General features: G+C 72.8%; 19 protein-coding genes, 2 rRNA genes and 1 pseudogene. 17 read left to right on the top strand and 5 right to left on the bottom strand.

Going from position 1 to position 26,853, the window contains the following annotated elements; translation table 11 throughout:
• From ABZ854_RS22110 to ABZ854_RS22100, 3 genes are all read left to right on the top strand, one after another.
• Positions 1 to 97 (top strand): 23S ribosomal RNA (locus ABZ854_RS22110); the annotation flags it as partial.
• 110 nt (positions 98 to 207) lie between these two features.
• Positions 208 to 324 (top strand): 5S ribosomal RNA (gene rrf / locus ABZ854_RS22105).
• Positions 325 to 1,625: 1,301 nt separating this feature from the next.
• Positions 1,626 to 2,468, top strand: coding sequence for a hypothetical protein (locus tag ABZ854_RS22100; RefSeq protein ID WP_361213517.1), 843 nt, complete (start codon positions 1,626 to 1,628; stop codon positions 2,466 to 2,468).
• Positions 2,469 to 2,545: 77 nt separating this feature from the next.
• On the opposite strand, the gene ABZ854_RS22095 is transcribed toward ABZ854_RS22100, so the two are convergent.
• Positions 2,546 to 3,829, bottom strand: a complete 1,284-nt coding sequence (locus ABZ854_RS22095; protein ID WP_361213503.1) for a DUF1015 domain-containing protein — start codon at positions 3,827 to 3,829, stop codon at positions 2,546 to 2,548.
• A gap of 73 nt (positions 3,830 to 3,902) precedes the next feature.
• Between ABZ854_RS22095 and ABZ854_RS22090 the strand changes: the two genes are divergently transcribed.
• The 4 genes from ABZ854_RS22090 (at position 3,903) to ABZ854_RS22075 (ending at position 8,003) form a co-directional block, all read left to right on the top strand.
• On the top strand, positions 3,903 to 4,943 hold the full coding sequence (locus ABZ854_RS22090) for an HAD-IIA family hydrolase (RefSeq protein WP_361213500.1): 1,041 nt from the start codon (positions 3,903 to 3,905) through the stop codon (positions 4,941 to 4,943).
• Positions 4,944 to 5,029: 86 nt separating this feature from the next.
• A complete protein-coding gene (locus ABZ854_RS22085; protein WP_361213497.1) occupies positions 5,030 to 6,073 on the top strand; it encodes an iron chelate uptake ABC transporter family permease subunit in 1,044 nt (347 codons plus the stop codon).
• Positions 6,070 to 7,116: an iron chelate uptake ABC transporter family permease subunit gene (locus ABZ854_RS22080; protein WP_361213494.1), complete on the top strand. Its 1,047-nt coding sequence runs from the start codon at positions 6,070 to 6,072 to the stop codon at positions 7,114 to 7,116. Before ABZ854_RS22085 ends, ABZ854_RS22080 begins: the two co-directional genes overlap by 4 nt.
• Before the next feature lie 62 nt (positions 7,117 to 7,178).
• Positions 7,179 to 8,003, top strand: coding sequence for an ABC transporter ATP-binding protein (locus ABZ854_RS22075; protein ID WP_361213491.1), 825 nt, complete (start codon positions 7,179 to 7,181; stop codon positions 8,001 to 8,003).
• On the opposite strand, the gene ABZ854_RS22070 is transcribed toward ABZ854_RS22075, so the two are convergent.
• Positions 7,987 to 8,334 carry a sterol-binding protein gene (locus ABZ854_RS22070; protein WP_361213488.1) on the bottom strand — a complete coding sequence of 116 codons (348 nt, stop codon included), beginning with the start codon at positions 8,332 to 8,334 and terminating at the stop codon, positions 7,987 to 7,989. The two genes, ABZ854_RS22075 and ABZ854_RS22070, sit on opposite strands and share 17 nt — an antisense overlap.
• A 42-nt stretch (positions 8,335 to 8,376) precedes the next feature.
• Between ABZ854_RS22070 and ABZ854_RS22065 the strand changes: the two genes are divergently transcribed.
• From ABZ854_RS22065 to ABZ854_RS22040, 6 genes are all read left to right on the top strand, one after another.
• Positions 8,377 to 8,796 carry a hypothetical protein gene (locus ABZ854_RS22065; protein WP_361213485.1) on the top strand — a complete coding sequence of 140 codons (420 nt, stop codon included), beginning with the start codon at positions 8,377 to 8,379 and terminating at the stop codon, positions 8,794 to 8,796.
• A gap of 7 nt (positions 8,797 to 8,803) precedes the next feature.
• Complete coding sequence (locus ABZ854_RS22060; protein ID WP_361213482.1) at positions 8,804 to 9,619, top strand: TlyA family RNA methyltransferase; 816 nt, start codon at positions 8,804 to 8,806, stop codon at positions 9,617 to 9,619.
• Complete coding sequence (locus tag ABZ854_RS22055; RefSeq protein ID WP_129309898.1) at positions 9,616 to 10,533, top strand: NAD kinase; 918 nt, start codon at positions 9,616 to 9,618, stop codon at positions 10,531 to 10,533. Before ABZ854_RS22060 ends, ABZ854_RS22055 begins: the two co-directional genes overlap by 4 nt.
• Before the next feature lie 39 nt (positions 10,534 to 10,572).
• Positions 10,573 to 12,315, top strand: a complete 1,743-nt coding sequence (recN, locus tag ABZ854_RS22050) for a DNA repair protein RecN (protein ID WP_361213479.1) — start codon at positions 10,573 to 10,575, stop codon at positions 12,313 to 12,315.
• 352 nt (positions 12,316 to 12,667) lie between these two features.
• The gene (locus ABZ854_RS22045; protein WP_361213476.1) at positions 12,668 to 13,426 is read left to right on the top strand and encodes a hypothetical protein; all 759 of its coding nucleotides are present in this window, start codon (positions 12,668 to 12,670) and stop codon (positions 13,424 to 13,426) included.
• Between the two features lie 307 nt (positions 13,427 to 13,733).
• Positions 13,734 to 14,861 (top strand): glycosyltransferase family 4 protein, encoded by a 1,128-nt coding sequence (locus ABZ854_RS22040; protein WP_361213473.1) that lies wholly within the window; start codon positions 13,734 to 13,736, stop codon positions 14,859 to 14,861.
• An 82-nt stretch (positions 14,862 to 14,943) separates the two neighbouring features.
• Here ABZ854_RS22040 and ABZ854_RS22035 read toward each other — a convergent pair whose 3' ends face one another.
• The 3 genes and pseudogenes from ABZ854_RS22035 to ABZ854_RS22025 form a co-directional block, all read right to left on the bottom strand.
• Positions 14,944 to 16,599 (bottom strand): PucR family transcriptional regulator, encoded by a 1,656-nt coding sequence (locus ABZ854_RS22035; RefSeq protein WP_361213470.1) that lies wholly within the window; start codon positions 16,597 to 16,599, stop codon positions 14,944 to 14,946.
• Positions 16,600 to 16,724: 125 nt separating this feature from the next.
• Positions 16,725 to 18,108: pseudogene (locus tag ABZ854_RS22030) on the bottom strand (FAD-binding oxidoreductase).
• An 87-nt stretch (positions 18,109 to 18,195) separates the two neighbouring features.
• Positions 18,196 to 19,998 carry a glycoside hydrolase family 15 protein gene (locus tag ABZ854_RS22025; protein ID WP_361213514.1) on the bottom strand — a complete coding sequence of 601 codons (1,803 nt, stop codon included), beginning with the start codon at positions 19,996 to 19,998 and terminating at the stop codon, positions 18,196 to 18,198.
• A 505-nt stretch (positions 19,999 to 20,503) separates the two neighbouring features.
• Between ABZ854_RS22025 and ABZ854_RS22020 the strand changes: the two genes are divergently transcribed.
• The 4 genes from ABZ854_RS22020 (at position 20,504) to ald (ending at position 26,484) form a co-directional block, all read left to right on the top strand.
• On the top strand, positions 20,504 to 22,171 hold the full coding sequence (locus ABZ854_RS22020; RefSeq protein ID WP_361213468.1) for a CTP synthase: 1,668 nt from the start codon (positions 20,504 to 20,506) through the stop codon (positions 22,169 to 22,171).
• A gap of 85 nt (positions 22,172 to 22,256) precedes the next feature.
• Positions 22,257 to 22,883: an NUDIX hydrolase gene (locus tag ABZ854_RS22015; protein WP_361213466.1), complete on the top strand. Its 627-nt coding sequence runs from the start codon at positions 22,257 to 22,259 to the stop codon at positions 22,881 to 22,883.
• A gap of 268 nt (positions 22,884 to 23,151) precedes the next feature.
• Positions 23,152 to 25,221, top strand: a complete 2,070-nt coding sequence (locus tag ABZ854_RS22010; protein WP_361213463.1) for a tetratricopeptide repeat protein — start codon at positions 23,152 to 23,154, stop codon at positions 25,219 to 25,221.
• Between the two features lie 138 nt (positions 25,222 to 25,359).
• Positions 25,360 to 26,484: an alanine dehydrogenase gene (gene ald / locus ABZ854_RS22005; protein ID WP_361213460.1), complete on the top strand. Its 1,125-nt coding sequence runs from the start codon at positions 25,360 to 25,362 to the stop codon at positions 26,482 to 26,484.
• Positions 26,485 to 26,853 lie beyond the last annotated feature (369 nt).

Genomic DNA, 26,853 nt, shown 5'->3' with positions numbered 1-26,853 from the left:
GTAAGGCTCCCAGTAGACGACTGGGTTGATAGGCCAGATATGGAAGCACCGCAAGGTGTGGAGTTGACTGGTACTAATAGGCCGAGGGCTTGTCCATTGATGCTCGCGTTCACTGTGTATGTTCTGAGGCAACGAACGGTTGCCGGCTTTGAGTCGAACCATGAACACAACTGAAGAGTGTGCTTGTTCGCTCGAAACCATTAGGGTTTCGGTGGTCATAGCGTGAGGGAAACGCCCGGTTACATTTCGAACCCGGAAGCTAAGCCTCACAGCGCCGATGGTACTGCAGGGGGGACCCTGTGGGAGAGTAGGACACCGCCGAACAATCTTTGGGGAGGACCCCTGGTCACCAGCGTTCAGCTGGGACCAGGGGTCCTTTCGTTTTTACAATGCTTGAAGTACCGAAGACAGGAGTCGCCATGTCCACCAACTCTCCCGACGACCGACCGGAGCGCGACCAGCGGCGACGGGACAGTGGTGACCGCGGCGACCGTGGCGGGTTCCGTCGTGACGACAACCGCGGTGGCCGTGGCGGTGGTTACGGCCGCCGTGACGACCGCGACCGCGGCCCCCGCCGTGACGACCGCGGCGGCGACCGCGGTGGTTACGGCCGACGCGACGACAGCCGCGGCGGATTCGTGCGCCGTGACGACCGCCGCGATGACCGCCGTGACGACCGCGACCGGGGCGACCGCGGTGGCTTCCGGCGCGACGACCGACGTGACGACCGAGGCGGCTACGGCGACCGTGGTGGCCGCAGCGGCGGTGGCTACGGCCGCAGGGACGACCGGCGTGAGGGCGAGCGCGGCTCCCGCCCGGCGTTCCAGCGTGACGACCGGGACCGCGGTCCCCGCCGCGACGACCGCACCGGTGACCGGGGCGGCTTCCGCCGCGACGACCGGGGTGGCAACCGTCCCGCCTTCCGGAACGACGACCGCAGGGACGACCGGCGTGATGACCGCCGTGACGACCGCCGTGATGACCGCGGTGGCTTCCGGCGTGACGACCGTGGCGGCGACCGTCCGGCAGTCCGCCGTGACGACCGCCGTGATGACCGCGGTGGCTTCCGGCGTGACGACCGTGGCGGCGACCGTCCGGCATTCCGCCGTGACGACCGCCGTGATGACCGCGGTGGCTTCCGGCGTGACGACCGTGGCGGCGACCGTCCGGCAGTCCGCCGTGACGACCGCCGTGATGACCGCGGTGGCTTCCGGCGTGACGACCGTGGCGGCGACCGCCCGGCATTCCGCCGTGACGACCGGAGCGGTGACAGGCCCGCCTTCCGGCGCGATGACCGTGGCAGCGACCGCCCGCCGTTCCGCCGTGACGATCAGCGCGATGACCGTCGTGACGACCGGGGTGGCTTCCGGCGGGACGACAGCCGGGGTGAGCGTGGCGGCTTCCGAGGTGGCCGGGACGACCGTGGCGGCGAGCGCGGTGGTTTCCGTCGTGACGACCGCGGTGGTCGGCCCGGTGGTTTCCGCGGACGCGACGGACGCGATGACCGGCGTGACGACCGCCGTGACGACCGCCGCGGCGGCGGCCGGTTCCGCGACGACCGGGACCGCGGCCGTGACCGGGACCGGGACCGGGACCGGGACAGGGACCGTGAGCCCATCAAGCGGCTGCCGATCCCGGAGGACGTCACCGGCGACGAGATCGACAAGGACGTCCGGCAGGAGCTGCAGAGCCTGCCCAAGACGCTCGCGGAGGACGTCGCCCGGAACCTGGTGATGGTCGCCCGGCTCATCGACGAGGACCCCGAGGGCGCGTACGGCTACTCCAAGGTGGCCCTGCGTCTGGCGTCCCGTGTGGCCGCCGTGCGCGAGGCCGCCGGGTTCGCCGCCTACGCCAACCAGAAGTACAGCGAGGCCCTCGCCGAGTTCCGGGCCGCGCGGCGCATGACCGGCCACACCGAGCTGTGGCCCGTGATGGCCGACTGCGAGCGCGGGCTCGGCCGGCCGGAGAAGGCGCTGGACATGGCCGGCGCTCCCGAGGTGCACAAGCTGGACAAGGCCGGGCAGGTCGAGATGCGGCTCGTCGCGGCGGGTGCCCGGCGGGACATGGGGCAGCTGGACGCGGCCATCGTCACCCTGCAGAGCCCCGAGCTGGCCTCCAACTCCGTCCAGCCCTGGACGGCGCGCCTGCGGTACGCCTACGCCGATGCGCTCCTGGCCGTGGGCCGGGAGGGCGAGGCGCGGGAGTGGTTCGCCAAGGCGGTCGAGGCAGACCGTGACGGCAGCACGGACGCCTCCGACCGGCTCGCCGAGCTGGACGGCGTGGAGTTCGTCGACGCCCTCGACACGGACGACGACGCGGCCGACGGCGGGCACGACAGCGCGGCCGACAGCGTGGACAACGCTGAAGCGCGCACCGACGGCCCGGTCGACGAGCAGAGCGGCGACCAGGACGACGAGGACGACCAGGACGACCAGGACGACGAGGACGGCCAGGTCGACAAGGCCTGACCTGTCAGACGCTGCCTGAACGACGAGAGAAGGGGCGGGACCCGACGGGTCCCGCCCCTTTCGTCTTTCCGCGGCGCTCAGACCTCCAGCGCCCGCAGCACCAGCCCCGACGCCGGCTTCGGCCCGAACGACGTGGACTTGCGCGGCATCGTCACGCCCTGCCGGGCCAGGTCGCGGACGACCTCCTCGCGGACGGGGTGCATCAGCACGGCGGTACCGCCGTCGCGTTCCGCCTTCTCGACCGTCGCGGCCGTGTCGTGGATGTAGGCGATGTGGGCGGGGGAGTCCTCGGGGATGTGCCAGACGTGGTCCAGGAGCGTGGCGTGCAGGACCGTGGCGTCCAGGGAGCGCCACGCGGCCGGGCGGTCCTCCGGGATCGTGCGGGCCAGCAGGTCCGGGTCCGGATGGTCGAGCAGATGGAACGCGCCGTCGCCGGCCAGCAGGAACGCGTTGCCCGCACAGGCCGCGTCGGCGAGCGTCTCGAGCGCCTCGGGCAGCGGCACGTCCAGGCGCCGTACCCGGAACAGGCCGTTCACGGCGGCCAGCGCGTCCGCGACCGGCAGGCCGTGCAGCAGGCGGTGGATGGCGCGGACGCGGAGCGGGTAGCGGGCGGTGTCGACGAGGAGGACCAGGCCGTGGTCCCAGGGGCTGGGAGAGGGATGCTCCGCGCGGAGCTGCCGGTAGGTGGCCCAGCGGTGGTGGCCGTCGGCGATCAGGGCCTGCTCCTGGGCCAGTTCGCTCTGGATGCCGGCCAGGTCGGTGGGATCGGTGACGGCCCAGAGGCGGTGGTGGAAGCCGTCCTCGGTGGTCGTGGCCAGCAGCGGGGGGCGCTCGACGGTGCGTTCGACGATCTCGGCCGCCGAGCCGTTCCCGCGATAGGTCAGCAGCAGCGGCTCTAGATTCGCGCGCGTGGCACGCATCAGGGCGGCGCGATCGGCGACGACGGGCGGCATGACGTCCTCGTGTGGCAGCACCACGCCCTCGGCCGGCTCCGAGACCAGCAGGGTTCCGATCACGCCCCGCTGCAGCATGCCGTCGCCGTCCCGCTGTTCATACACGTACAGGCAGGGCTCCGGGTCGGCGGCCAGGATGCCCTCGGCGAGCCAGCGGCGCAGCGTGTCGGCTGCCTGTTCGTTGCGGGCCGAGGGGGTGCCGGCCTGCGGCAGGATCAGCCGGACGATGTTGTGCGGGTCGGCGGACTGGAGGTGGTGCAGGCCGTCGGGGCGTACGACGACGTCGTAGGGCGGGGACGTGACGGCGGCGAGGCTGCCGACCCGGTCGGGGTCGTAGCGAAGGCCACGGAACGGGGTGAGTTCCAGGCCTCGGCGCACCGTTGCTTCCGAGTGACCTGCTGTGTTCATCCCGGCATCGTACGTGTGTCAGTGGCGTGCGGGATGATCGGGGGAAAGGCGAGCGAACGAGGAGCGATGCGGAATGAGCCAGGGCGTCAGGACGAGGCCCGAGGGCAGTGGGCAGGCCCTGAGCGAGGCGTACGACACGGCGCTGCTCGACCTCGACGGGGTGGTGTACGCGGGCGGGCAGGCCATCGCGCACGCGGTCGACGCGCTTGCGGTGGCCCGGGACGGCGGGATGCGGCTGGCGTACGTCACCAACAACGCGCTGCGCACGCCGGACGTGGTGGCCGGGCATCTGACGGAGCTGGGGATACCGACCGGGGCCGAGGACGTCATCACCTCCGCGCAGGCCGTCGCGCGGCTGATCAGCGACCAGGTGCCGGCGGGCTCCCGGGTGCTGGTGATCGGTGGTGAGGGGCTGCGGGTCGCGTTGCGCGAGCGCGGGCTGGTGCCGGTGGAGTCGGCGGACGACGAGCCGGTGGCGGTCGTCCAGGGGTACGGCGGCCCGGATCTGACGTGGTCGCGGTTCGCGGAGGCGTCGTACGCGATCAGGCGGGGCCTGCCGTGGTTCGCCTCCAACACGGACCTGACGATTCCGAGCGGGCGCGGGATCGCGCCGGGCAACGGGGCCGCGGTGGAGGTCGTCCGGATCGCTACGGGTGCGGAGCCGCAGGTGGCGGGCAAGCCGCTGCCGCCCATGCACCGCGAGACGATTCTGCGGACGGGCGCAGAGCGGCCGCTGGTGGTCGGGGACCGGCTGGACACGGACATCGAGGGCGCGTTCAACGGCGGGGTGGACTCGCTGCTCGTCCTGACCGGCGTCACCGACGGCGCCCAGTTGCTCGCCGCGCCCCCGCAGCACCGGCCGACCTACGTGGACGCCGATCTGCGCGGCCTGCTCACCGGCCAGCCGGAGATCAGCCGAGAGGGCGACGGTTTCCGGTGCGGCGGGTGGACGGCGACGGCCGGTGCGGAGCGGCTGGAGCTGGAGCACGACGGTGAGGGCGAGGGCGCGCCGCTGGACGGGCTGAGGGCGTTGTGCGCGGCGGCGTGGACGGCGGCCGGCGAGGGGACCTGCGAGCTGAAAGGGGACGAGGCGCTGGACCGGCTCGCGCTCTGAGGTTCGCGGAGGGCTATAAGCGCAGCGCGCACCCTCTTCGGCAACAGGGGATCGAGATTGAAGCGAGGGTAGGCTAACCTAACCTCGTGTTGGTCGACAGTCCTCCGAAGCAGTGCGCGTGGACCGCCCCCGCGCCTCCGACCCGCCGGGCGGCCCGGGCCGTTGGGCTCCTGCTCTCGGTCGCGGTCCTCGCGCTCGTCGCGCTGGCGAGCATCGCGATCGGGGCGAAGGCCCTGTCCCCGGACCAGGTCTGGCACGGCCTGTTCCACGGCACGGGAACGTACGGTGACGTCGTCGTCGACGAGCGGCTGTCGCGCACCGTCCTCGGCCTGCTGGCCGGCGCCGCGCTCGGTCTGTCCGGGGCGGTGCTCCAGGCGCTCACCCGCAATCCGCTGGCCGACCCGGGGCTGCTCGGCATCAACGCCGGTGCCTCCGCCGCCGTCGTCACGGCCCTCACCTGGTTCGGCGTCACCAGCCTCAGCGGCTATGTGTGGTTCGCCTTCGCGGGTGCCGCCGCGGTCGGCGCCCTGGTGTGGTTCCTCGGCGGCAGCCGGGGCGCCACACCGGTCCGGCTGGCCCTCGCCGGCACGGCGATCAGCGCCGCCCTGTACGGCTACCTCCAGGCCGTGATGATCATGGACGACGCGGCGCTGAGCAAGATGCGCTTCTGGACGGTGGGCTCACTGGCCTCGGCGAACGACTCCACCATCATCCAGGTCCTGCCGTTCCTGGCCGGCGGCACGCTCCTCGCGCTCGCTCTGGCCCGGCCGCTGAACGCCCTCGCGATGGGCGACGACTCCGCCCGCGCCCTCGGCGCCCACCTCCACCGCACCCGCGCCCTGGCCATGCTCGCGGCGACCGTGCTGTGCGGGGCGGCGACCGCCGCCTGCGGCCCCATCGTGTTCGTCGGACTGATGGTGCCGCACGCCGTGCGCTCCTTCACCGGACCCGACCTGCGCTGGATCCTGCCGTACGCGGCCGTCCTCTCGCCCGCGCTGCTGCTCGGCGCCGACGTCCTGGGCCGGATCGTGGCCCGCCCCGCGGAACTCCAGGTCGGCATCGTCACCGCGGTCGTCGGCGGCCCGGTCTTCATCTTTCTCGTACGACGACGCAGGACGGCCCAGCTGTGAAGACCCGACACACCAGCCGCGTCCTGCGCACCCCGGGCGGGCTCTCGCTGCGCGTGGACGTCCGCGCCCTGATCGTCGTCGTGCTGCTGCTGGCCACCGCCTGTGCTGCCGGGGTGGCGCTCATCGGCACCGGCGACGCGCAGATCCCCGCCGCCGACGTCCTGCGGGCCCTGGCCGGGAACGGCACCGCCTACCAGGACTTCATCGTCAACGAGCTGCGACTGCCCCGCCTCCTGGTCGGTCTGCTGGTCGGCGCCTCGCTCGGCCTCGGCGGCGCCCTGTTCCAGTCCGTGTCCCGCAACCCGCTGGGCAGCCCGGACGTGCTCGGCCTGTCCCAGGGCTCCACGGCGGGCGCTCTCGTCGTGATCGTGCTGATGTCGGGCAGCGCCGCCCAGGTCACCGCCGGCGCCCTCGTCGGCGGCCTGGTGACCGGGCTCGCCATCTATCTGCTCGCCTGGAAACAGGGCGTGCACGGATACCGGCTGGTCCTCGTCGGCATCGGTGTCTCCGCGATCGTGACCGCCGTCAACGGTTACCTGCTCACCAAGGCCGACCTCGTGGACGCGGCCCGCGCGGTCGTCTGGATGACCGGCTCGCTGGACGGCCGTGACTGGGACCAGGTCTGGCCGCTGCTCCTGCTGTGCGCGGTCCTCGTGCCGCTGGTCCTCGGCCAGGCGCGCGCCCTGCGGACGCTGGAGATGGGCGACGACGTCGCACACGCCCTCGGAGTGCGCGTGCAGCGCGTCCGGCTGGTGCTGATGGTCTGCGCGGTGCTGCTCACCGCGGCAGCCACCGCCGCTGCCGGCCCCGTCGCCTTCGTGGCTCTCACCGCCCCCCAGCTCGCCCGCCGCCTCACGCGCTCGCCGGGCCCCAACCTGGTGCCCTCCCTCTGCCTGGGCGCCGCCCTCCTGGTCACCGCCGACTGGGCCTCCCAGTGCGCCTTCGGCGCCGGCCGGCTCCCCGTCGGCGTGGTCACCGGGGTCCTCGGCGGCTGCTACCTGCTGTGGCTGCTGGTCACCGAGCGCAGGGCCGGCCGGATATGACCGGCCACCCGCCCGTCGATGAGGCACGGGCCGGCGACAACCGGACAAACCCGAGGAGCACCGTGAACCGCCTGTCCGCCGAGAACGTCACCCTCGCCTACGACCAGCGCGTCATCGCCGAGCGACTGTCGGTGGAGATCCCCGACAACTCCTTCACCGTGATCGTCGGCCCCAACGCGTGCGGCAAGTCCACCCTGCTGCGGGCACTGTCCCGGATGCTCAGGCCGAGCCGGGGCCGGGTGCTGCTCGACGGGCAGGCCATCCAGTCGATGCCGGCCAAGAAGGTCGCGCGAACCCTCGGCCTGCTGCCGCAGTCGTCCATCGCCCCGGACGGCATCACCGTCGCCGACCTCGTCGGCAGAGGCCGCTACCCGCACCAGGGCCTGTTGCGCCAGTGGTCCGCCGAGGACGAGCGGGTCGTCCAGGAGGCCATGGCCCGGACCGGGACCGCCGAACTCGCCGGCCGCCACGTCGACGAACTGTCCGGCGGCCAGCGCCAGCGGGTGTGGATCGCCATGGCGCTCGCCCAGCAGACCGAGCTGCTGCTCCTGGACGAGCCGACCACCTACCTCGACATCCAGCACCAGATCGACGTCCTCGACCTGTGCGCCGAACTGCACGAGACCCAGGGCCGCACCCTCGTCGCCGTCCTGCACGACCTCAACCACGCCGCCCGCTACGCCACCCACCTCATCGCGCTGCGCGACGGCGAGGTGATCGCCGAGGGCGCCCCGAAGGACATCGTCACGGCCGACCTGGTCGAACGGGTCTTCGGGCTGCGCTGTCAGGTCATCGACGACCCCGAGACCGGCACCCCGCTGGTGGTCCCGGCGGCCAGGAAGACACGCGCGGACAGGGCCGCGGACAGGGTCACAGCAGCTTCCTGAGCCGGAACAGGTCCAGCAGGCTCGCCTCCAGCCGCACCCGGCCCGAGCCCCAGGCCGTCGCGAAGTTGAGGTCACCGCCGACCAGGGCCACCAGATCGTCGCCGGCCATCGCGAGCCGGATCTGCGCCTTCTCCCTCGGCACCCCCGGACGGGTGTCGTCCACCTCGATCCGGCCGCCGGTCAGCCGGCCGGCGAAGGTGACGTCCAGGTCGGTGATGTGGCAGCTCACGGAGCGGTCCATGGCTGCGGCGGCGCGGGCCTCGCCCTCGGCGCCCCGCATGTTGTCCGAAAGCTTTCCCAGCGCCGCCCGGCACTCCTCGATCGTGGCCATCGCGCACGACGGTACCGCAGCGGTTCGCGGTAGCGTCTGGGCATGAGCGAGTCCGTGTCCGGGGCCGAGCCGCCCACCGAGCCCGAGCCACAGTCCGGGCCACAGCCGGGGCCACACGCCGAAGCCGGGCCACAGCCCGGGGCCGGAGCCGAGTCCCAGCCCGAGACCGAAGCCGGGCCACAGCCCGAGGCCGGCGCCGAGCACGGCCACGACCAGTACGAGCCCGCCGCACCCGCCCCCCTGGGCGTCCCCCGCACCCCCACGGGCAACGCCGAGGTGGACGCGCGGCTGGAGCGGCTCGGTGATGCCGACCACCTCACGCCCGACGGACACATCGAGGTGTACGAGGATGTACACAGGGGGCTGCGCGACGCGCTCACCGCGCTCGACGCCCGCCCGGGACCTCCGGCGCCCCCGTCGCCGTACCCGGCGTCGCCGACGCCGTACCAGAGCAGGAGCTGAACCGAACGTGGCAGGAGTCGCACGCCGTCGTCTGGACGCGGAGCTGGTCCGCCGGAAGCTCGCGCGCTCGCGCGAGCACGCCGGCCAGCTGATCGCCGCGGGGCGCGTCACCGTCGGCAAGACCGTGGCGACCAAGTCCGCCACCCAGGTGGAGACCGCGGCGGCGATCGTGGTCCAGGCCGACGCCGACGACCCGGACTACGTCTCCCGCGGCGGCCACAAGCTCGCCGGCGCGCTCGCGGCGTTCGTCCCGCAGGGGCTCGTCGTCGAGGGCCGGCGCGCGCTGGACGCCGGAGCCTCCACGGGCGGCTTCACGGACGTGCTGCTGCGCGCCGGCGTTGCGCACGTCGTGGCCGTGGACGTCGGATACGGCCAACTCGCCTGGTCTCTCCAGCAGGATGAACGCGTCACCGTCAAGGACCGTACGAACGTACGCGAGTTGACGCTCGACGCGATCGATGGGGAGCCGGTGGATCTTGTCGTGGGGGATCTGTCCTTCATCCCGCTCGGACTGGTGCTGCCCGCGCTGAAGCGGTGCGTGCGGCCGGACGCCGACCTGGTGATGATGGTCAAGCCGCAGTTCGAGGTGGGGAAGGAACGGCTCGGCAGCGGAGGTGTCGTACGGAGTCCGCAGCTGCGGGCGGACGCCGTGCGCCAGGTCGCCGAGAAGGCCTGGGAGCTGGGGCTCGGGGTGCGGGGCGTGACCGCCAGTCCGCTGCCCGGACCGTCCGGGAACGTCGAGTACTTCCTGTGGCTGCGTGCCGGGGCGCCCGCCCTGGACCCGGCCGACGTCGACCGAGCAGTGGCGGAGGGGCCGCGTTGACACAGAACCGAGCGCGTACGGTTTTCCTGCTCGCCCACACCGGGCGGCCGGCCGCGATCCGCAGTGCGGAACTCGTGGTCAAGGGCCTGCTGCGGCACGGCATCGGGGTGCGGGTGCTGGAGGACGAGGCGCGCGACCTGCCGCTGCCCGACGAGGTGGGCACCGTCAAGGAGGCCACCCCGCAGTGCCTGGACGGCTGTGAGCTGTTGATCGTGCTCGGCGGCGACGGCACGCTGCTGCGCGGCGCCGAGTTCGCGCGGGCCTCCGGGGTGCCGATGCTCGGCGTCAACCTCGGGCGGGTGGGGTTCCTCGCGGAGGCCGAGCGGGACGACCTCGACCGGGTGGTCGACCGGGTCGTGGCACGGTCCTACGAGGTCGAGGAGCGGATGACCGTCGACGTCGTCGTGCACCGCAACGGGGACATCGTGCACACCGACTGGGCGCTGAACGAGGCGGCCGTGCAGAAGGCCGGCGCCGAGAAGCTGCTGGAAGTCGTGCTGGAGATCGACGGGCGACCCGTCACAGGGTTCGGCTGCGACGGGGTGGTCCTGTCGACGCCCACCGGGTCCACGGCCTACGCGTTCTCCGCGGGCGGGCCCGTGGTGTGGCCCGAGGTGGAGGCGCTGCTGATGGTGCCGATCTCCGCGCACGCGCTGTTCGCGAAGCCGCTGGTCACCTCGCCGGACTCGGTGCTCGCGGTGGAGGTGCTGCCGCACATCCCGCCGGGTGTGCTGTGGTGCGACGGCCGGCGGACCGTCGAGCTGCCGCCGGGGGCGCGCGTGGAGGTCCGGCGGGGGGCCGTGCCGGTGCGGCTGGCCCGGCTCCACCACTCCTCTTTCACCGATCGGCTGGTGGCGAAGTTCGCGCTGCCGACCACGGGATGGCGGGGGGCACCGCACCACTCGGCGGAGTGACATGGGCGGCCTGTGTGCACTCCCGGCCCCCGACCTCGTATGGTCTTCTCCGTGTTGGAGGAGATGCGGATACGGTCGCTCGGGGTCATCGACGACGCTGTGGTCGAGCTGTCGCCCGGGTTCACCGCCGTCACCGGCGAGACGGGTGCGGGCAAGACCATGGTGGTCACCAGCCTGGGCCTGCTGCTCGGTGGCCGGGCGGACCCGGCGCTCGTGCGGATCGGGGCCGGGAAGGCGGTCGTGGAGGGGCGGATCGCCGTGCCCTCCGACGCGGCAGCCGTCGTACGCGCCGAGGAGGCCGGGGCCGAGCTGGACGACGGCGCCCTGCTGATCAGCCGTACCGTTTCCGCGGAGGGCCGCTCCCGGGCGCACCTGGGCGGTCGCAGTGTGCCCGTCGGGCTGCTCGCCGAGCTGGCCGACGACCTGGTGGCCGTGCACGGGCAGACCGACCAGCAGGGACTGCTGAAGCTGTCCCGGCAACGGCAGGCCCTCGACCGGTACGCCGGGGACACCGTCGCCGGGCCGCTCGACAAGTACACCGAGGCCTACCGGCGGCTGCGCGCGGTCTCCACCGAGCTGGAGGAGATCACCACGCGCGCGCGTGAGCGCGCCCAGGAAGCCGACCTGCTGCGCTACGGCCTCGACGAGATCGCCGCCGTGGAACCGCGCGCGGGGGAGGACGTGGAGCTGGCCGAGGAGGCCGAGCGGCTCGGGCACGCGGAGGCGCTGTCGTCCGCCGCCACCGCCGCGCACGCCGCCCTCGCCGGCAACCCCGAGGACCCCGAGGGTATCGACGCCTCGACGCTCGTCGCGGGCGCGCACCGGGCGCTGGAGGCCGTACGGTCCCACGACCCGGCGCTGGCCGCGCTCGCCGAGCGGATCGGGGAGGTCGGCATCCTGCTCGGCGACGTCGCGGGTGAGCTCGCCGGGTACGCCGACGACCTGGACGCCGATCCGCTGCGGCTGGCCGCCGTGGAGGAGCGCCGCGCCGCGCTGACCGCGCTGACGCGGAAGTACGGCGCCGACGTGGGTGCCGTGCTCGCCTGGGCCGAGTCGGGCGTCGCCCGGCTGACCGAACTGGACGGCGACGACGAGCGGATCGGGGAGCTGACCACCGAACGGGACGCGCTGCGCACGGAACTGGGCGCGCTGGCCCAAGCCCTGACGGACGCGCGGACGGGGGCCGCCGAGCGGTTCGCGGCCGCGGTGACCGCCGAGCTGGCCTCGCTGGCGATGCCCCACGCGCGCGTGTCGTTCGACATCCGGCAGACCGAGGACCCCGAGGGTGTCGAGGTCGGTGGCCGGACGGTCGCGTACGGGCCGTCGGGCGTGGACGAGGTCGAACTGCTGCTCGCCCCGCACCCGGGTGCGCCGCCGCGGCCGATCGCCAAGGGCGCGTCCGGCGGCGAGCTGTCCCGCGTGATGCTGGCCGTGGAGGTCGTGTTCGCGGGCACGGACCCGGTGCCGACGTACCTCTTCGACGAGGTCGACGCCGGCGTCGGCGGCAAGGCCGCGGTCGAGATCGGCCGACGGCTGGCGAAGCTCGCCCGCACTGCGCAGGTCGTCGTGGTCACCCACCTGCCGCAGGTGGCCGCCTTCGCCGACCGGCAGCTGCTGGTCGAGAAGACCGACGACGGCTCCGTCACCCGCTCCGGCGTCAAGGTCCTGGAGGGCGAGGAACGCGTCCGCGAGCTCTCGCGGATGCTGGCCGGCCAGGAGGACTCCGAGACGGCCCGAGCCCACGCGGAGGAACTACTGGCCACGGCCCGAGCGGACCTGTAGGGGCCTTCGCGGGGCGGAGCTACAGGGGCCTTCGCGGGCGGGCCTGTAGCCGGTCTCTGCGGGGCGGCCCGGTAGGGACGTTTGCGGGCGGGGCTGTAGCCGGTCTTTGCGGGGCGGGCCGGAAGGGACGTTTGCGGGCGGGCCTGTAGTCGGTTTTGCGGGGCGACCTGCGGCGACCTCTGCGGGCACGCCTGTAGGGCCTCTGTGGACGGACCTGCGGCGGCCTTGGCGGGCGGGCCTGTGGCCAGGGCGGGGCCGGTAGGGGCCTTTGCGGGGCGGACTTGCCGCGGCCCTGCGGGCGGGCCTGTAGGGCCTTCGCGCGCGGGTCTGTAGCGGCCCTTAGGGTTGCCGGATGGCCGGCACCCGGAAGTACCGTTCGCTGTTGTTGTCCGCTGTGCTCGCCCGGGCCGGGTTCGTGCTGCTGCGGGCCAACCCGCCGGGGAAGCCGGCCCGTTGGGAGCGGACGAACCACGCGGGGCGGACCGTCGAGCTGTACGCCGGGCCGGCGACCGCGGTCGGCGCGGCGGCAGCGGCGGCACGGGTGCATCGCGCCGCGGGCGCCGCCGTGCTGGCCGCCGGCGCCTGCGGGGCTTACGACGACGCCGTCGGCCACGCCACCGGCGACACCCGGCGCGGCTTCCGCGCCCATCTCGGCGCGCTGCGGCAAGGCGAAGTGACCAGCGGCGCCGTCAAGTTGTTCGGGATCGGTGCCGCCGGTCTGGCCACGGGCGCGCTGCTGAAGGAACGGCCGCTCGACAAGCTGCTCGCCGGGATCGTCATCGCGGGGGCCGCGCAGGCCGTCAACCTGGTCGACGTACGGCCGGGCCGGGCGCTCGGGGCGGTGCTCGCGCTCGGCGTTCCGGGGATGCTGCACGGGGGGCCGGGCGGCGACCTGGCCGCCGTCGCGGTGGGGGCCGCGGCCGCCGTGCTCCGCGAGGACCTCGGCGAGCGCGTGATGCTCGGGGACACGGGGGCGCACGCCCTGGGCGCGACGCTGGGAGCGGCAGCGGTCGTCTCCAACCGGCGCCCGGGGTTGCTCGCCCACGCCGTGGCGGTGGTCGCCGCCACGGTGTACGGGGACCGGGTGAGCGCGTGGGCGCGGACGCCGTGAGCTGCTGACCTCCGGGTACGGGCGGCGGGACCTTTCGACCGGGCCGGGATTTCGCTCACCCGTGTGGGTGACGTACTCCGGCGCACCACCCCGGCCCACCGCCGTGCGCGTCTCCCGGCGTTGCCCGGAACGGCCCTGCGCCCTGGCATGCTTGGCAGGGAACACGATGCGCGCGGGAGGGGCGCGCGGCACATACGTCCGCATCGTTCCGCCCGCTACCTTCTGTACGTCCCCCGTGTCCCCGCCCCATCCCGCCCCGAGTCGGCCGAGCCAGGAGCCCCAGGCAACCGTGAGCCCCGCGAGTCCCGTGAGCAGCAACGCACCGCTCGGCCGGGCGCCGCTCCGCACCGTGCAGGTGCTCGGCGGAGGCAACGCCGGCAGCAGCGCGCACGTGCGGTCACTGGCCGAGGGGCTCGTCGCGCGGGGTGTGCGGGTCACCGTGTGCGCCCCCGTCGAGGCCGATCGCGCCTACGACTTCACCGGGGCCGGCGCCGAACACGTGCACGTGCCCCGCAGCAGCGATCCCGTGTCCGTGGCTGCGCTCCGGACGGCCTGCACGGACGCCGACCTGGTCCACGCGCACGGGCTGCACGCCTCCTTCCGCGCCGTGCTCGCCCTCGGCGGGCGGACCACCCCGCTGGTGGTGACCTGGCACAACCGGGCCCACGCCGAGGGTGCGCGGGCGCATCTGCTGCGGGTGCTGGAGCGACGTGTGGTGCGCACGGCCGCCGTCGTGCTGGGCACCACCTCCGACCTCGTCGACCGCGCGCGCCGCAGCGGCGCCCGGGACGCCCGCCTCGCCGCTGTGGCCCTGCCGGGCCGGCGCCGGCCGGCCGTACCGGACGACCCCGACCGGCTGCCGCCCAAGGTTCGCGCCGAACTCGGTTCCACCGGACGCCCGTTGCTCATCGCCGTCGGCTCCCTCGACGGGCTGCGCGGCTACGACGTCCTGCTCGACGCGGCCCGCACCTGGCGGGACCTCGATCCGGCGCCGCTGGTCGCCATCGCCGGGGAAGGATCGCTGCGGGCCGAACTGCGGCGGCGCATCGCGGACGAGGAACTCCCGGTCCGGCTCCTCGGGCGCCGCGAGGACGTGCCCGAGCTGCTGGCCGCCGCCGACGTGGCGCTCGTGACGAGCAAGTTCGAGTCCCGTTCCGTGCTGGCCCAGGAGGCGCTGTACGCGCGCGTGCCGCTCGTCGCGACCGCCGTCGGCGGCATCCCGGACCTCGTCGGCGACGCCGCCGAACTCGTCCCCTACGGTGACGCGAAGGCGCTGGCCGACACCGTCGTACGCCTCCTCGCCGACCCGGAGCGCCGCGAGGCGCTCCGCGAGCGGGGCGCCCGCCAGGCCGCAGGCTGGCCGACGGAGGACGAGACGGTCGCCCAAGTCCTCAGCGTCTACGACGAACTGACCCAACCCAGGCCGCTGGCCTAGCGCACCTCGGGAGGTTTCGTGCGCACCTGCGGGCCCGCAGGCAAGGACACGACGTCACAGCTGGGCCGGCGGCAGCGCGGCCTCACACATGGCGGCGGGCCCGGAGGGCCAGGCTGAGGGCCAGGACCGTTTGAGGGTCCTCCAGGTCCGTGCCGAGCAGTTCGGCGATGCGGGCCAGGCGGTTGTACAGGGTCTGCCGATTCAAATGCAGCTCGCGGGCCGTCTCCGCCTTGCGGCCCGCGTGGGCCAGGTACGTCTCCAGCGTGGGCAGCAGCGGCGGCTTGGAGCGGTGGTCGTGGTCGCGCAGCGGCCCGATCGCGCGGTCCACGAACGCCGCCAGGTCGGGATGGTCGCGCAGCCGCCACAGCAGCAGTTCCGTGTCCAGGCGCCGGGCGTCGTACCAGGGCCGGTCGGTCAGCCCCTGGGCCGCCGTCGCCGTCTCCGCGGCGTGCCGGAGCCCCGCCGACGCCGCCGCCCAGCCGCCCGCCACCCCGACGACCACCACCGGCGGCGGGGACCCGGGCCGGTGCATCCCGGCCCGCTCCACGCCCGTCCGCAGCGCCGTCGCGACCCGGTCGGCGACCGTCGACCGCTCCGACTCCGAGCGCAGCCCGAGCAGCACCGGCACCCGGCCCTCCACCGGCCGCACGCCCAGCAGCACCGGCACGCCCACCGCGGCCAGTTCCTCGCCGACGGCACGGGCCAGCACCGCCCAGCCCCCGCCGGGGGAGAGCGAGTCGCCGAGCCGCATCACCACCGGCAGCAGCGGGCCGGCTCCCGGCCGGAAGCCCAGCACCCTGGCCTGCGCGGGCGCGTCCTCCGCTGTGATCCGGCCCTCGGCCAGGTCGGTGAGGAAGTCGCCCCGGCCGCGGGCCGCCAGCTCCTCCTCCTGCCGGGCCTGCATCAGCACCACGGCCAGGATGCCCGCGGCCCGCTCGGCGGCGAGCCGGTGCACCGGGGCCAGCGGCGCGCACACCGGCAGCAGCACCAGCCGGGCCCGTACCGCGCCCGCCGCCCCCGGACCGCCGCCGGGCACGTCCACCAGCACCGAACCGGCCGGCGGCGGCACGTCCTTGTGCGGGCCCCGCAGCCCTTCCCAGACCTGTAGTGGATCGGCGCCCTCGGGGCCCGACCCGGCCGCGTACAGCAGAAGCCCGTCCGCCGTCTCCAGGAACACCGGGTTGCCGCCGAAGTCGGCCAGGATGCCCAGCACCTGCGGCACCCCGCCCCCGCCCAGCAGCGCCTCGGTGCACCGCCGGTGGACCTCCTCCGCCCGCTGGAGCAGGGCGTAGTGGCCGTTGACGATCTCGGTGTGGATCTCCTCGGTCACCGTCACGAACGGCACCTCGCGGTGCAGTTGGACCAGCGGCAGCCCCGCCGCCCGCGCGGTGTCCACGAGGGCGGCCGGCAGCCGCGCGAAACGCGGGCCCAGCTCCACCACCAGGGCGGCGATGCCCCGCTCGGCGAGCGTGCGGACGAACGCCCGCTGTTCGGCGGGCCGGGTGCCCAGACCGTAGCCGGTGGTGAGCAGCAGTTCGCCGCCCTTGAGGAGCGAGGCGATGTTGGGCACCTCGCCCGCGTGCACCCAGCGGACGGTCCGCCCGAGCCGGTCGGAGCCCGCCATGATCTCCGGCAGACCACTGCGCAGCCCGGGCAGCTCCAGCGCCCGCCGAACGGTGATCCCGGCGCCCTGGGTGTCGAACCCACCGCCCGCTCTGCTCTCCGTACCGCTGTCCATGCAGCGGACGCTACCTGCGCGAACGCCCTCGGCACACCTCCCGGCCGGAGCGTCGGCAACCGACGACAACGCCGCAGATGCGCGTGCCAAGCCCCGCGTCTGCGACATGATCCGCCGGACAGACCCTAGACCGGCCGGATGTTGTGGTTGAAGCGGAACACGTTGTCGGGGTCGTACGCCCGTTTCACCTTCTCCAGCCGCAGCAGGTTCCCGGCGCCCATACCCTCGCTGACCCGCTCACCGCCCTCGTCGCCGATGAAGTTGAGGTAGACGGCCCCGCTGCGCCACGGCCGAACGGCTGTGCGGACGTCCCGCACCCAGGCGATGGCCCGCTCGTCGTCGGCCGGGTCCTCCCAGATGCCGAAGGGGTGCACCGCCCAGGGCGCGTCCCGGTAGGGCACGGGGTACTCGTGCGGGCCGGCCGCGATCGCGCCGCCCAGCGGGAACAGGATGTGCTGGGTGCCGGTCGGCACGGGCATGCTGTCGGCGCACGAGCAGTACAGGTCCACCAGGTCGTCGGGCAGCCCTGTGAGGTACTCCGCCGACCAGTAGTTCCTGAGGCCCGGCGGATCGTCCAGCATGCACTGCACGTCCGCGTACGGCATCGGGCCGGACGATCTCCGCCTCGTGCGGCAGCGCCAGCAGCGGCCCGGCCAGCTTCCGCAGGCCCTCCTCGTCACCCGCGTAGGTGACCAGCACCCCGCACAGCAGCTTGCCGACCAGCTCCTCGGGGACGAACGGCTCCGGCGGACCCGTGACGTACAGCACCGCGCCGCTCACCTCGTCCGGGCCGCCGCGGATGACCTCGCGGAAGGTGCGCACCGCGTCCGGGCCGAACTGGGGGAGGCAGAGCAGCAGGGCGATGGAGAACTGGGGCAGCTCGTGCAGGTTCAGGGTGAGGGCGGTGGCGACGCCGAAGTTGCCCCCGCCGCCGTGCAGGGCCCAGAACAGTTCGGGGTTCTCGTCGGCGCTGGCGTGCACCCGCTCGGCGTCGGCGGTCACCAGTTCCACGCCGAGCAGGTTGTCGACGGCCAGGCCGAAGGTGCGGTCCAGCCAGCCGGAGCCGCCGCCGAGGACGAAGCCGCCGACGCCGGTGGTGGAGGCCCGGCCGCCGGTGGTGGCGAGGCCGTAGGGCTGGGTGGCCCGGTCCAGGTGGCTCATCGTGGCGCCGCCCTCGACCCGCGCGGCCTCGGCCGCCGGGTCCACGGTCACCTCGTGCATCCGGCGCAGGTCCACCACGAGCGCGTTGTCGCCCAGGGCCGTGCCGGCCACGCTGTGCCCGCCGCCGCGCACGGCGATCGGCAGGTCCAGCTCCCGGCCGAAGCGGACCGCGCGGACGACGTCGGAGGCGTTCGCGCACTGGGCGATCACCGCCGGGCGGCGGTCGATCATCGCGTTGAAGACGGTACGGGCCTCGTCGTAGCCGGGGTCCCCAGGGGCGAACACGTCGCCGACCAGATCCTGACGCAGTGCGGCAAGGGCCGCACCCGCCTTCGAGAGGGAAGCCATGGCCGCCCCCTTTCCAAAAAGGGGCTTCTGTCCGCCTTACAGCCTACGTTCCTGACATGGGGCGGTCACGCCGGGCGGGACGTCACCTCAGCCCCCGTACGCGCCCGACGCAGTCAACCGCAGCGCCGTGTCGATCAACGGAACATGGCTGAACGCCTGCGGAAAGTTCCCCACCTGCCGCTTCAAGCGAGGATCCCACTCCTCCGCCAGCAGCCCGAGGTCGTTGCGGAGCGCGAGCAGCTTCTCGAAGAGCTTGCGGGCCTCGTCCACCCGGCCGATCATCGCGAGGTCGTCGGCCATCCAGAACGAGCACGCCAGGAAGGCGCCCTCGTCGCCCGGCAGGCCGTCGACACCCTCGTCCTGGCCCTCCGTCGGGTAGCGCAGGATGAACCCGTCCGAGGTGGACAGCTCGCGCTGGATCGCCTCGATCGTGCCGATCACCCGCTTGTCGTCCGGCGGCAGAAAGCCCATCTGGGGGATCAGCAGCAGCGAGGCGTCCAGTTCCTGGGAGCCGTAGGACTGCGTGAAGGTGTTCCGCTCCTTGTCGTAGCCCTTCTCGCACACGTCCCGGTGGATGTCGTCGCGCAGTTCCTTCCACCGCTCCAGCGGGCCGTCCGCGTCACCCGACTCGATCAGCTTGATCGTGCGGTCCACGGCGACCCAGGCCATCACCTTGGAGTGCACGAAGTGCCGGCGCGGCCCGCGCACCTCCCAGATGCCCTCGTCCGGCTCCTGCCAGTGGTCCTCCAGGTAGCGGATCAGCTTCAGCTGGAGCAGAGAGGCGTAGTCGTTGCGGGCCAGCCCCGTCATGTGCGCCAGGTGCAGCGCCTCGGTGACCTCGCCGTACACGTCCAGCTGGAGCTGGTGCGCGGCGCCGTTGCCGACCCGGACCGGGGCGGACGTCTCGTAGCCCGGCAGCCAGTCCAGCTCCGCCTCGCCCAACTCGCGCTCGCCGGCGATGCCGTACATGATCTGCAGGTTCTCGGGGTCGCCCGCGACCGCGCGGAGCAGCCACTCGCGCCAGGCGCGGGCCTCCTCGCGGTAGCCGGTGCGCAGCAGCGAGGACAGGGTGATCGCCGCGTCCCGCAGCCAGGTGTAGCGGTAGTCCCAGTTGCGCACCCCGCCGATGTCCTCGGGCAGGGAGGTGGTGGGCGCGGCGACGATACCGCCGGTCGGGGCGTACGTCAGCGCCTTCAGCGTGATCAGCGAGCGGACCACAGCCTCGCGGTAGGGCCCGTGGTACGTGCAGTGCTCCACCCATTCGCGCCAGAACGTCTCCGTCGCCTCCAGCGACTGCTCCGGCTCGGGCAGGGGCGGCGGCTGCTTGTGCGAGGGCTCCCACGAGATCGTGAACGCGATCCGGTCACCCGGGGCGACCGTGAAGTCGGAGTACGTCGTCAGCGACTTGCCGTAGGTCTCCGCCTCCGTGTCGAACCACACCGAGTCGGGACCGGCGACCGCCACCGTGCGCCCCTCGTGCTTGTGCACCCAGGGCACGACCCGGCCGTAGGAGAACCGCATCCGCAGGGCCGAGCGCATCGGCACCCGGCCGGTGACGCCCTCCACGATCCGGATCAGCTGCGGGGCGCCGTCACGCGGGGGCATGAAATCGGTCACGCGGACCGTGCCGCGCGGGGTGTCCCACTCCGACTCCAGGATCAGCGAGTCCCCGCGGTAGGTGCGCCGGGCCGCCGTGGGCGGCGGCGCGTCGGCCGCGTGCGCCGGGCCGAGCCGCCAGAAGCCGTGCTCCTCGGTGCCCAGCAGCCCGGCGAAGATGGCATGCGAGTCGAAGCGGGGCAGGCACAGCCAGTCGACTGTGCCGTCCCGGCAGACCAGTGCGGCGGTCTGCATGTCTCCGATGAGTGCGTAGTCTTCGATGCGCCCGGCCACGTGCAACTCCAGTCGAACGGCCACGTCACCCCCGCACGGGGGCTGTCGCTAGTGCGGTCAAGGGGTCGTTGTTGTGCGTCGTTGAGCGGTGAAGCAAAGCAGCCCGCCGAGCCCTGAGGCAAAACGACAGTCCTTGCTCAACGAACTGCCGCGCGCTCGTTGTTCCGGGTGGTGCAGGCGGGGGTGTGCCGTCGTTTCCGGCCGGGCTCGGCAGCGAGTGTCCGAGCAGGATACGACGCACGTAGATGATCTGCGTGCCGCTCCGGGCAACCCGTGTGGGCCGAACGGGTGAGCACCGGGTGAGGGTCGTGTGCCCGGTACGGCCATGTGCCGGCGCGTGTGCGGAGCGTGGCCGGAAGCCATCGCGCCGCTTCGCTGATACCCTGGTAGCCCGTGGACGGGTGGGAGACCAACCCCCGAACCGCAGCGGCGGCACCCCCGGAATCCTCCGGTGCGGCGGCCGCACCGCATCACAGACAGCGACCACGGGAGCCCCCTCTTGGCCATGCCGCCGCATGTTTTCCGCAACAGCACCGCCACGACGACCAAGCACATCTTCGTCACCGGGGGTGTCGCCTCCTCACTCGGCAAGGGTCTCACCGCCTCCAGCCTGGGCATGCTGCTCAAGGCCCGCGGCCTGCGCGTCGTGATGCAGAAGCTGGATCCGTACCTGAACGTCGATCCGGGCACGATGAACCCCTTCCAGCACGGTGAGGTCTTCGTCACCAACGACGGCGCCGAGACCGACCTGGACATCGGACACTACGAGCGCTTCCTTGACCGCGACTTGGACGGCTCCGCAAACGTCACTACAGGCCAGGTGTACTCGACCGTCATCGCCAAGGAGCGGCGCGGCGAGTACCTGGGCGACACGGTGCAGGTCATCCCGCACATCACCAACGAGATCAAGCACCGCATCCGGCGCATGGCGACGGACGAGGTGGACGTCGTCATCACCGAGGTCGGCGGCACCGTCGGCGACATCGAGTCGCTGCCGTTCCTGGAGACCGTCCGCCAGGTCCGGCACGAGGTCGGCCGTGACAACGTCTTCGTGGTGCACATCTCGCTCCTGCCCTACATCGGCCCCTCGGGCGAGCTGAAGACCAAGCCGACCCAGCACTCCGTGGCGGCGCTGCGCAACATCGGTATCCAGCCCGACGCGATCGTCCTGCGCTGCGACCGCGAGGTGCCGACCGCGATCAAGCGCAAGATCTCCCTGATGTGCGACGTGGACGAGGCCGCCGTCGTCGCCTGCCCGGACGCCCGCTCGATCTACGACATCCCGAAGGTCGTGCACACCGAGGGCCTGGACGCCTACGTCGTCCGCAAGCTCGACCTGCCCTTCCGGGACGTCGACTGGACGACCTGGGACGACCTGCTCGACCGTGTCCACAATCCTGACCACGAGATCACCCTGGCCCTGGTCGGCAAGTACATCGACCTGCCCGACGCCTACCTGTCGGTCACCGAGGCGCTGCGCGCGGGCGGCTTCGCCAACAAGGCCCGCGTCAAGATCAAGTGGGTCACCTCGGACGACTGCAAGACCCCGGCCGGAGCCAAGGCCCAGCTCGGCGACGTCGACGGCATCTGCATCCCCGGCGGCTTCGGCGACCGCGGTGTGCTCGGCAAGGTCGGCGCCATCCGCTACGCCCGCGAGAACAGGATCCCGCTGCTCGGACTCTGCCTCGGCCTGCAGTGCATCGTGATCGAGGCCGCGCGCAACCTGGCCGACATCTCCGACGCCAACTCCACCGAGTTCGACCCGTCCACCGCCCACCCGGTCATCTCCACCATGGCCGAGCAGCTCGACATCGTCGCCGGCGAGGGCGACATGGGCGGCACCATGCGACTGGGCATGTACCCGGCGAAGCTGGCCGAGGGCTCGATCGTCCGCGAGGTGTACGACGGCAAGGAGTACATCGAGGAGCGGCACCGCCACCGCTACGAGGTGAACAACACCTACCGCGCGGAGCTGGAGAAGAAGGCCGGCATCCTCTTCTCGGGCACCTCCCCGGACGGCAAGCTCGTGGAGTACGTGGAGTACCCGCGCGACGTGCACCCCTACCTGGTGGCCACCCAGGCCCACCCGGAGCTGCGCTCGCGCCCGACCCGGCCGCACCCGCTCTTCGCGGGCCTTGTCAAGGCCGCGGTCGAGCGGCAGAACTCCGACTGACACACCGGTTGTACGGTGGCCGGGGCGCGCGCATTCGACATGTGCCGCCCCGGCTGCTGTTTTCGCACGTGGGGAAGGACTGGGCATGACCATCAAGGACACTCCCGAGGAGTGGGAGATCCGGGCGACCGAGACCCCCTTCACCGGGAACAAGACCTCCGTCCGCACGGACGACGTGGTCATGCCCGACGGCTCCGTCGCCCGCCGCGACTACCAGGTCCACCCCGGCTCGGTCGCCGTCCTCGCCCTCGACGAGGAGGACCGGGTCCTGCTCATCAACCAGTACCGCCACCCCGTGCGGCACAAGCTGTGGGAGATCCCGGCCGGCCTGCTGGACGTCCCCGGCGAGAACCCGCTGCACGCCGCCCAGCGCGAGCTGTACGAGGAGGCGCACGTCAAGGCGGAGGACTGGCGGGTCCTCACCGACGTGTACACCAGCCCCGGCGGCTGCGACGAGGCCGTACGGATCTTCCTCGCGCGCGATCTGTCCGAGGCCGAGGGGGAGCGGTTCGAGACGGAGCACGAGGAGACCGACATGGAGTACGCGCGCGTGCCGGTCGACGAGGTGGTGCGGCTGGTGCTGGCGGGGCAGCTGCACAATACGTGTCTGGTGGTGGGGGTACTGTCGCTGGCCGCTGCGGGGGCCTCCGGCGGTTTGGCCGGGTTGCGGCCGGCGTTGGCTCCTTGGCCGGCTCGGCCGTTCCAGGAGTGAATGATTGCGGCCCGCCGCGGGGGTTCGGTCGCGTTTGCTCCGTGACGGTGCGTTGTGGTTGATCGCGCAGTTCCCCGCGCCCCTGACGGGGCGCTGACGCTGAGCCTTGTTCCTATGATCCGTTGGTTCGCTGATCCGATCGGGTCGTCTTCGGCCCTCGCCGTCGTGCTCTGACAGGGGCGTTGCAGAGAGTGAACTAGGCTCTGCCTCATGCCCGAGCCGGGGTCGCCGGCGGGCTTGCGCGTGCGGTGGGACGGGAGTGTGGCCCGTGACGGATCAGGCGGTGGACGAGGACGGCGTACGGCAGTCGGGCGAACCGGCCGCCGAGGGTCATTTCCTGGGCCGCACACGGGAGTTGAAGGAACTGCGCGCCGACATCGAGCGCGCGGGACTGGACACCCTCTCCGGCCGGAAGGCACCACGCGCGCGCGTGCTGCTCATCGCGGGCCGCCCCGGTTCCGGCCGTACCGCCCTCGCCGCGGAACTCGTCCGGCAGGTCGCGGACGGTTACCCCGACGGGGTGCTGCGGGCCCGGCTCAGCGAGCCCGACGGGACCGCCGTACCCGTCGAGCGCACCGCCCGGGAGCTGCTCGCCGCCCTCGATGTGACCGCCCCGCCCGGGGCCGGCGAGGACGAGCTGACCGAGGCGCTGCGCACCGCGCTGGCCGACCGCCGGGCGCTGCTCCTGCTGGACGACGCCGCCGGTGCCGAGCAGGTCGACGCCCTGCTGCCCGAGGCGCCGGACTGTCTGGTCGTCGCCGTCTCCGCCGGTCCCCTCACCGGCATCCCCGACGTCCGCCCCTGCACGCTCGGCGGCCTCGACACCAAGTCGGCGGTGGAACTCCTCACCCGCTACACCGGCTCGGTCCGCATCACCGTCGACCCGCGATCCGCCGAGAGCCTCGCCGAGGCCTGCCAGGGCCGGCCCGCCGCGCTCACCCTGGCCGGCGGCTGGCTCGCCACCCGCCCCCAGGCCGCCGTCTCCGACCTCGCCAAGCGCCTGCGCGCCGACGCCGACGACGGTGGGGCCGACGCGGGTCCGCCGGACCGTGTCTTCCGCCTCGTGCACGACCAGCTGCCCGGACAGGCCGCCCGGATACTGCGTCTGCTCTGCCTGGCCCCGGCCGGCCTGGTCGACCCGCACACCGCCTCCGCGCTCGCCGGGTGCTCGGTAGGCGCCGCCCGCGCCACGCTGGACGACTTCGTGGCCCTCGGTCTGCTGCACGCGGTGGAGTCGCCGGTGCCGCAGTACGAGGTCCCCGGCTGTCTGCACCCCATGCTGCGCTCGCTCGCCGAGACCCGGGACCGACCCGGGGAGCTCCAGCTCGCCCGCGCCCGCATGCTGGAGCGGACCGTACGGCTGCTGCAGGCCTGCCGTGCCGTGACCGAGACGGACAGCCCCGAGGCGCGGGAGAAGCTCGCGGCCATGCCGCGCGAGGTGCGCTTCCCCAGCCCCCGGGCAGCCGCCGACTGGCTGACCGCCCGCCGGCCCGCCCTGCTGGCCGCCGCCCGGCTCGCGGTGGCCGACGGAGAGCTGGACACCCTCGCCCGCCGGCTGCTGTCCCAGCTGGTCAGGGCCATGGTCGCGCACCACGGCACCCAGGCCGCCGCCGCGGACCTGTACGGCGTCCACAAGCTCGTCCTCGACGTCGCCCGCCGCCGCGGACTGCACCGGGAACAGGCCGCCGCGCTGCTGAACCTGGGCGACGTGGACGCCCGCACCGGCCGTACCAAGGCCGCGCTCGCCCGCTACCGGGCAGCGCTGGAGGCCGGACGCGAGGCGAAGGACCCGTACGCGACCGGCCGCGCGATGGAATCCGTAGGCGGCGCGTACCTGGAGCTGGCGGACTACGACCGGGCCGCCGACTGGTTCGGCCGCGCCCTCGCCCTGTGCCTGGCCCGGGACGAGCGAGCCGAGGCCGCCCGGCTGTACGGCCGTACCGCCACCGCCCACACCTACGCGGGCCGCTACGGCGAGGCGCTCCGGAGCTGGCGGGCGGCCGCGGCCGGATACCGCAGGAACGGCGAGATCGCCGCCCACGCGCGGGCGTTGAGCGAGGTCGCCCGGGTCCAGGAGTACGCGGGCCGGCCGGAGGAATCGCTGCGCACCTGCCAGGAGGCGGTGGAGTGGGCGCGGCGCGCCGACGACGCCCGGCTGCTGGCCGCACTGCAGCTCAGGGTGGCCGACACCCTGGAGCGGATGGGCGACCCCGCGGCGGCCCGGCTGCACCGCGCTGCGGCCGAGCGCATGCTGGCCGAGGAGCCCTCGGAGAGCGGCACAGAGCCAGAATCGGCCGAGAAGGCCTGCGAAATCCGCAGTGCATCCGACGAAGATTGATGCAATGAAAGGCTAGACACGCAGAACACCTTCATTAGACTGGCTCTGCCGCACGTTCTCCTGCGGTGTCTCCCGGTGTGCCCCCGCACGCCCGGGTATGTCTTGTAATGCACCCCCATACCCCCTGAGCCAAGGACCGTGATCGACGTGAAGGTCGGTATCCCCCGCGAGGTCAAGAACAACGAGTTCCGGGTGGCCATCACCCCCGCCGGCGTGCACGAGCTGGTGCGCAACGGCCACCAGGTCGTCATCGAGCGGGGCGCCGGCCTCGGCTCGTCGATCACGGACGAGGAGTACGTCTCCGCCGGTGCCGCGATCCTCGACACCGCCGACGAGGTCTGGGCCACCGCCGACCTGCTGCTGAAGGTCAAGGAGCCCATCGCCGAGGAGTACCACCGCCTCCGCAAGGACCAGACCCTCTTCACCTACCTCCACCTGGCCGCCTCCAAGGAGTGCACGGACGCCCTCCTGGAGTCCGGCACCACGGCCATCGCCTACGAGACCGTCGAGCTGCCCAGCCGCGCGCTGCCGCTGCTCGCCCCGATGTCCGAGGTCGCGGGCCGGCTGGCCCCGCAGGTCGGCGCCTACCACCTGATGCGCGCGGCCGGCGGCCGCGGTGTGCTGCCGGGCGGTGTCCCGGGCGTGGCGGCCGGCAGGGCCGTCGTCATCGGCGGCGGCGTCTCCGGCTGGAACGCCGCGCAGATCGCCATCGGCATGGGCTTCCACGTGACCCTGCTCGACAAGGACATCAACAAGCTCAAGGAAGCCGACAAGGTCTTCGGTACGAAGATCCAGACCGTCGTCTCCAACGCCTTCGAGCTGGAGAAGGCCTGCCTGGAGGCCGACCTCGTGATCGGTGCCGTCCTCATCCCGGGCGCCAAGGCCCCCAAGCTCGTCACCAACGAGCTGGTGTCCCGCATGAAGCCCGGCAGTGTCCTTGTCGACATCGCGATCGACCAGGGCGGCTGCTTCGAGGACTCGCGTCCCACCACGCACGCCGAGCCGACCTTCCCGATCCACAACTCGGTCTTCTACTGCGTCGCCAACATGCCCGGCGCGGTGCCGAACACCTCCACCTATGCGCTGACCAACGCCACGCTGCCGTACATCGTCTCCCTCGCCAACAACGGCTGGGCGGAGGCGCTGCGCCGCGACGCAGCGCTCGCCAAGGGCCTCAACACGCATGACGGCAAGGTCGTTTACCGCGAGGTCGCCGAGGCGCACGGTCTGGAGCACGTCGACCTGGAGTCGCTCATCGGCTGACCCGCCGATCCGGAGCGGTCCTCTTCGCGACCAGCCAAGTCGTCAAATCGCCGTCAGTCAAAAGGCGATTCGTCAACACTGGTCGTCAACCTCGCACATCCGGCCGGACCTTGCCCGACAAGGTCCGGCCGGATGTGTGTATGGTCACTTCGCGACTCTCGGTCAACTCGCCTCGAACGTAACGCTTCGACCGATTCGCACACCGGTGAAACCTGCTGTGCGACGGCCGTACGCCCTTGACAGCGAGTTGTTTCATTGCCGACACATCCTGCCGGGTCCGGCGGATTGTGTTGCTGCGGACCGCCGACACGCCATAGAGTCGCCAACCGTCGGCATGGTGCCACGCTGACCTTGTCTAGAAGTTTCCTG

This window comes from Streptomyces sp. NPDC047028 (assembly GCF_040644095.1).
In the GTDB taxonomy this organism is placed as follows: domain Bacteria; phylum Actinomycetota; class Actinomycetes; order Streptomycetales; family Streptomycetaceae; genus Streptomyces.
This window is presented reverse-complemented; position numbering and strand designations above follow the sequence as displayed.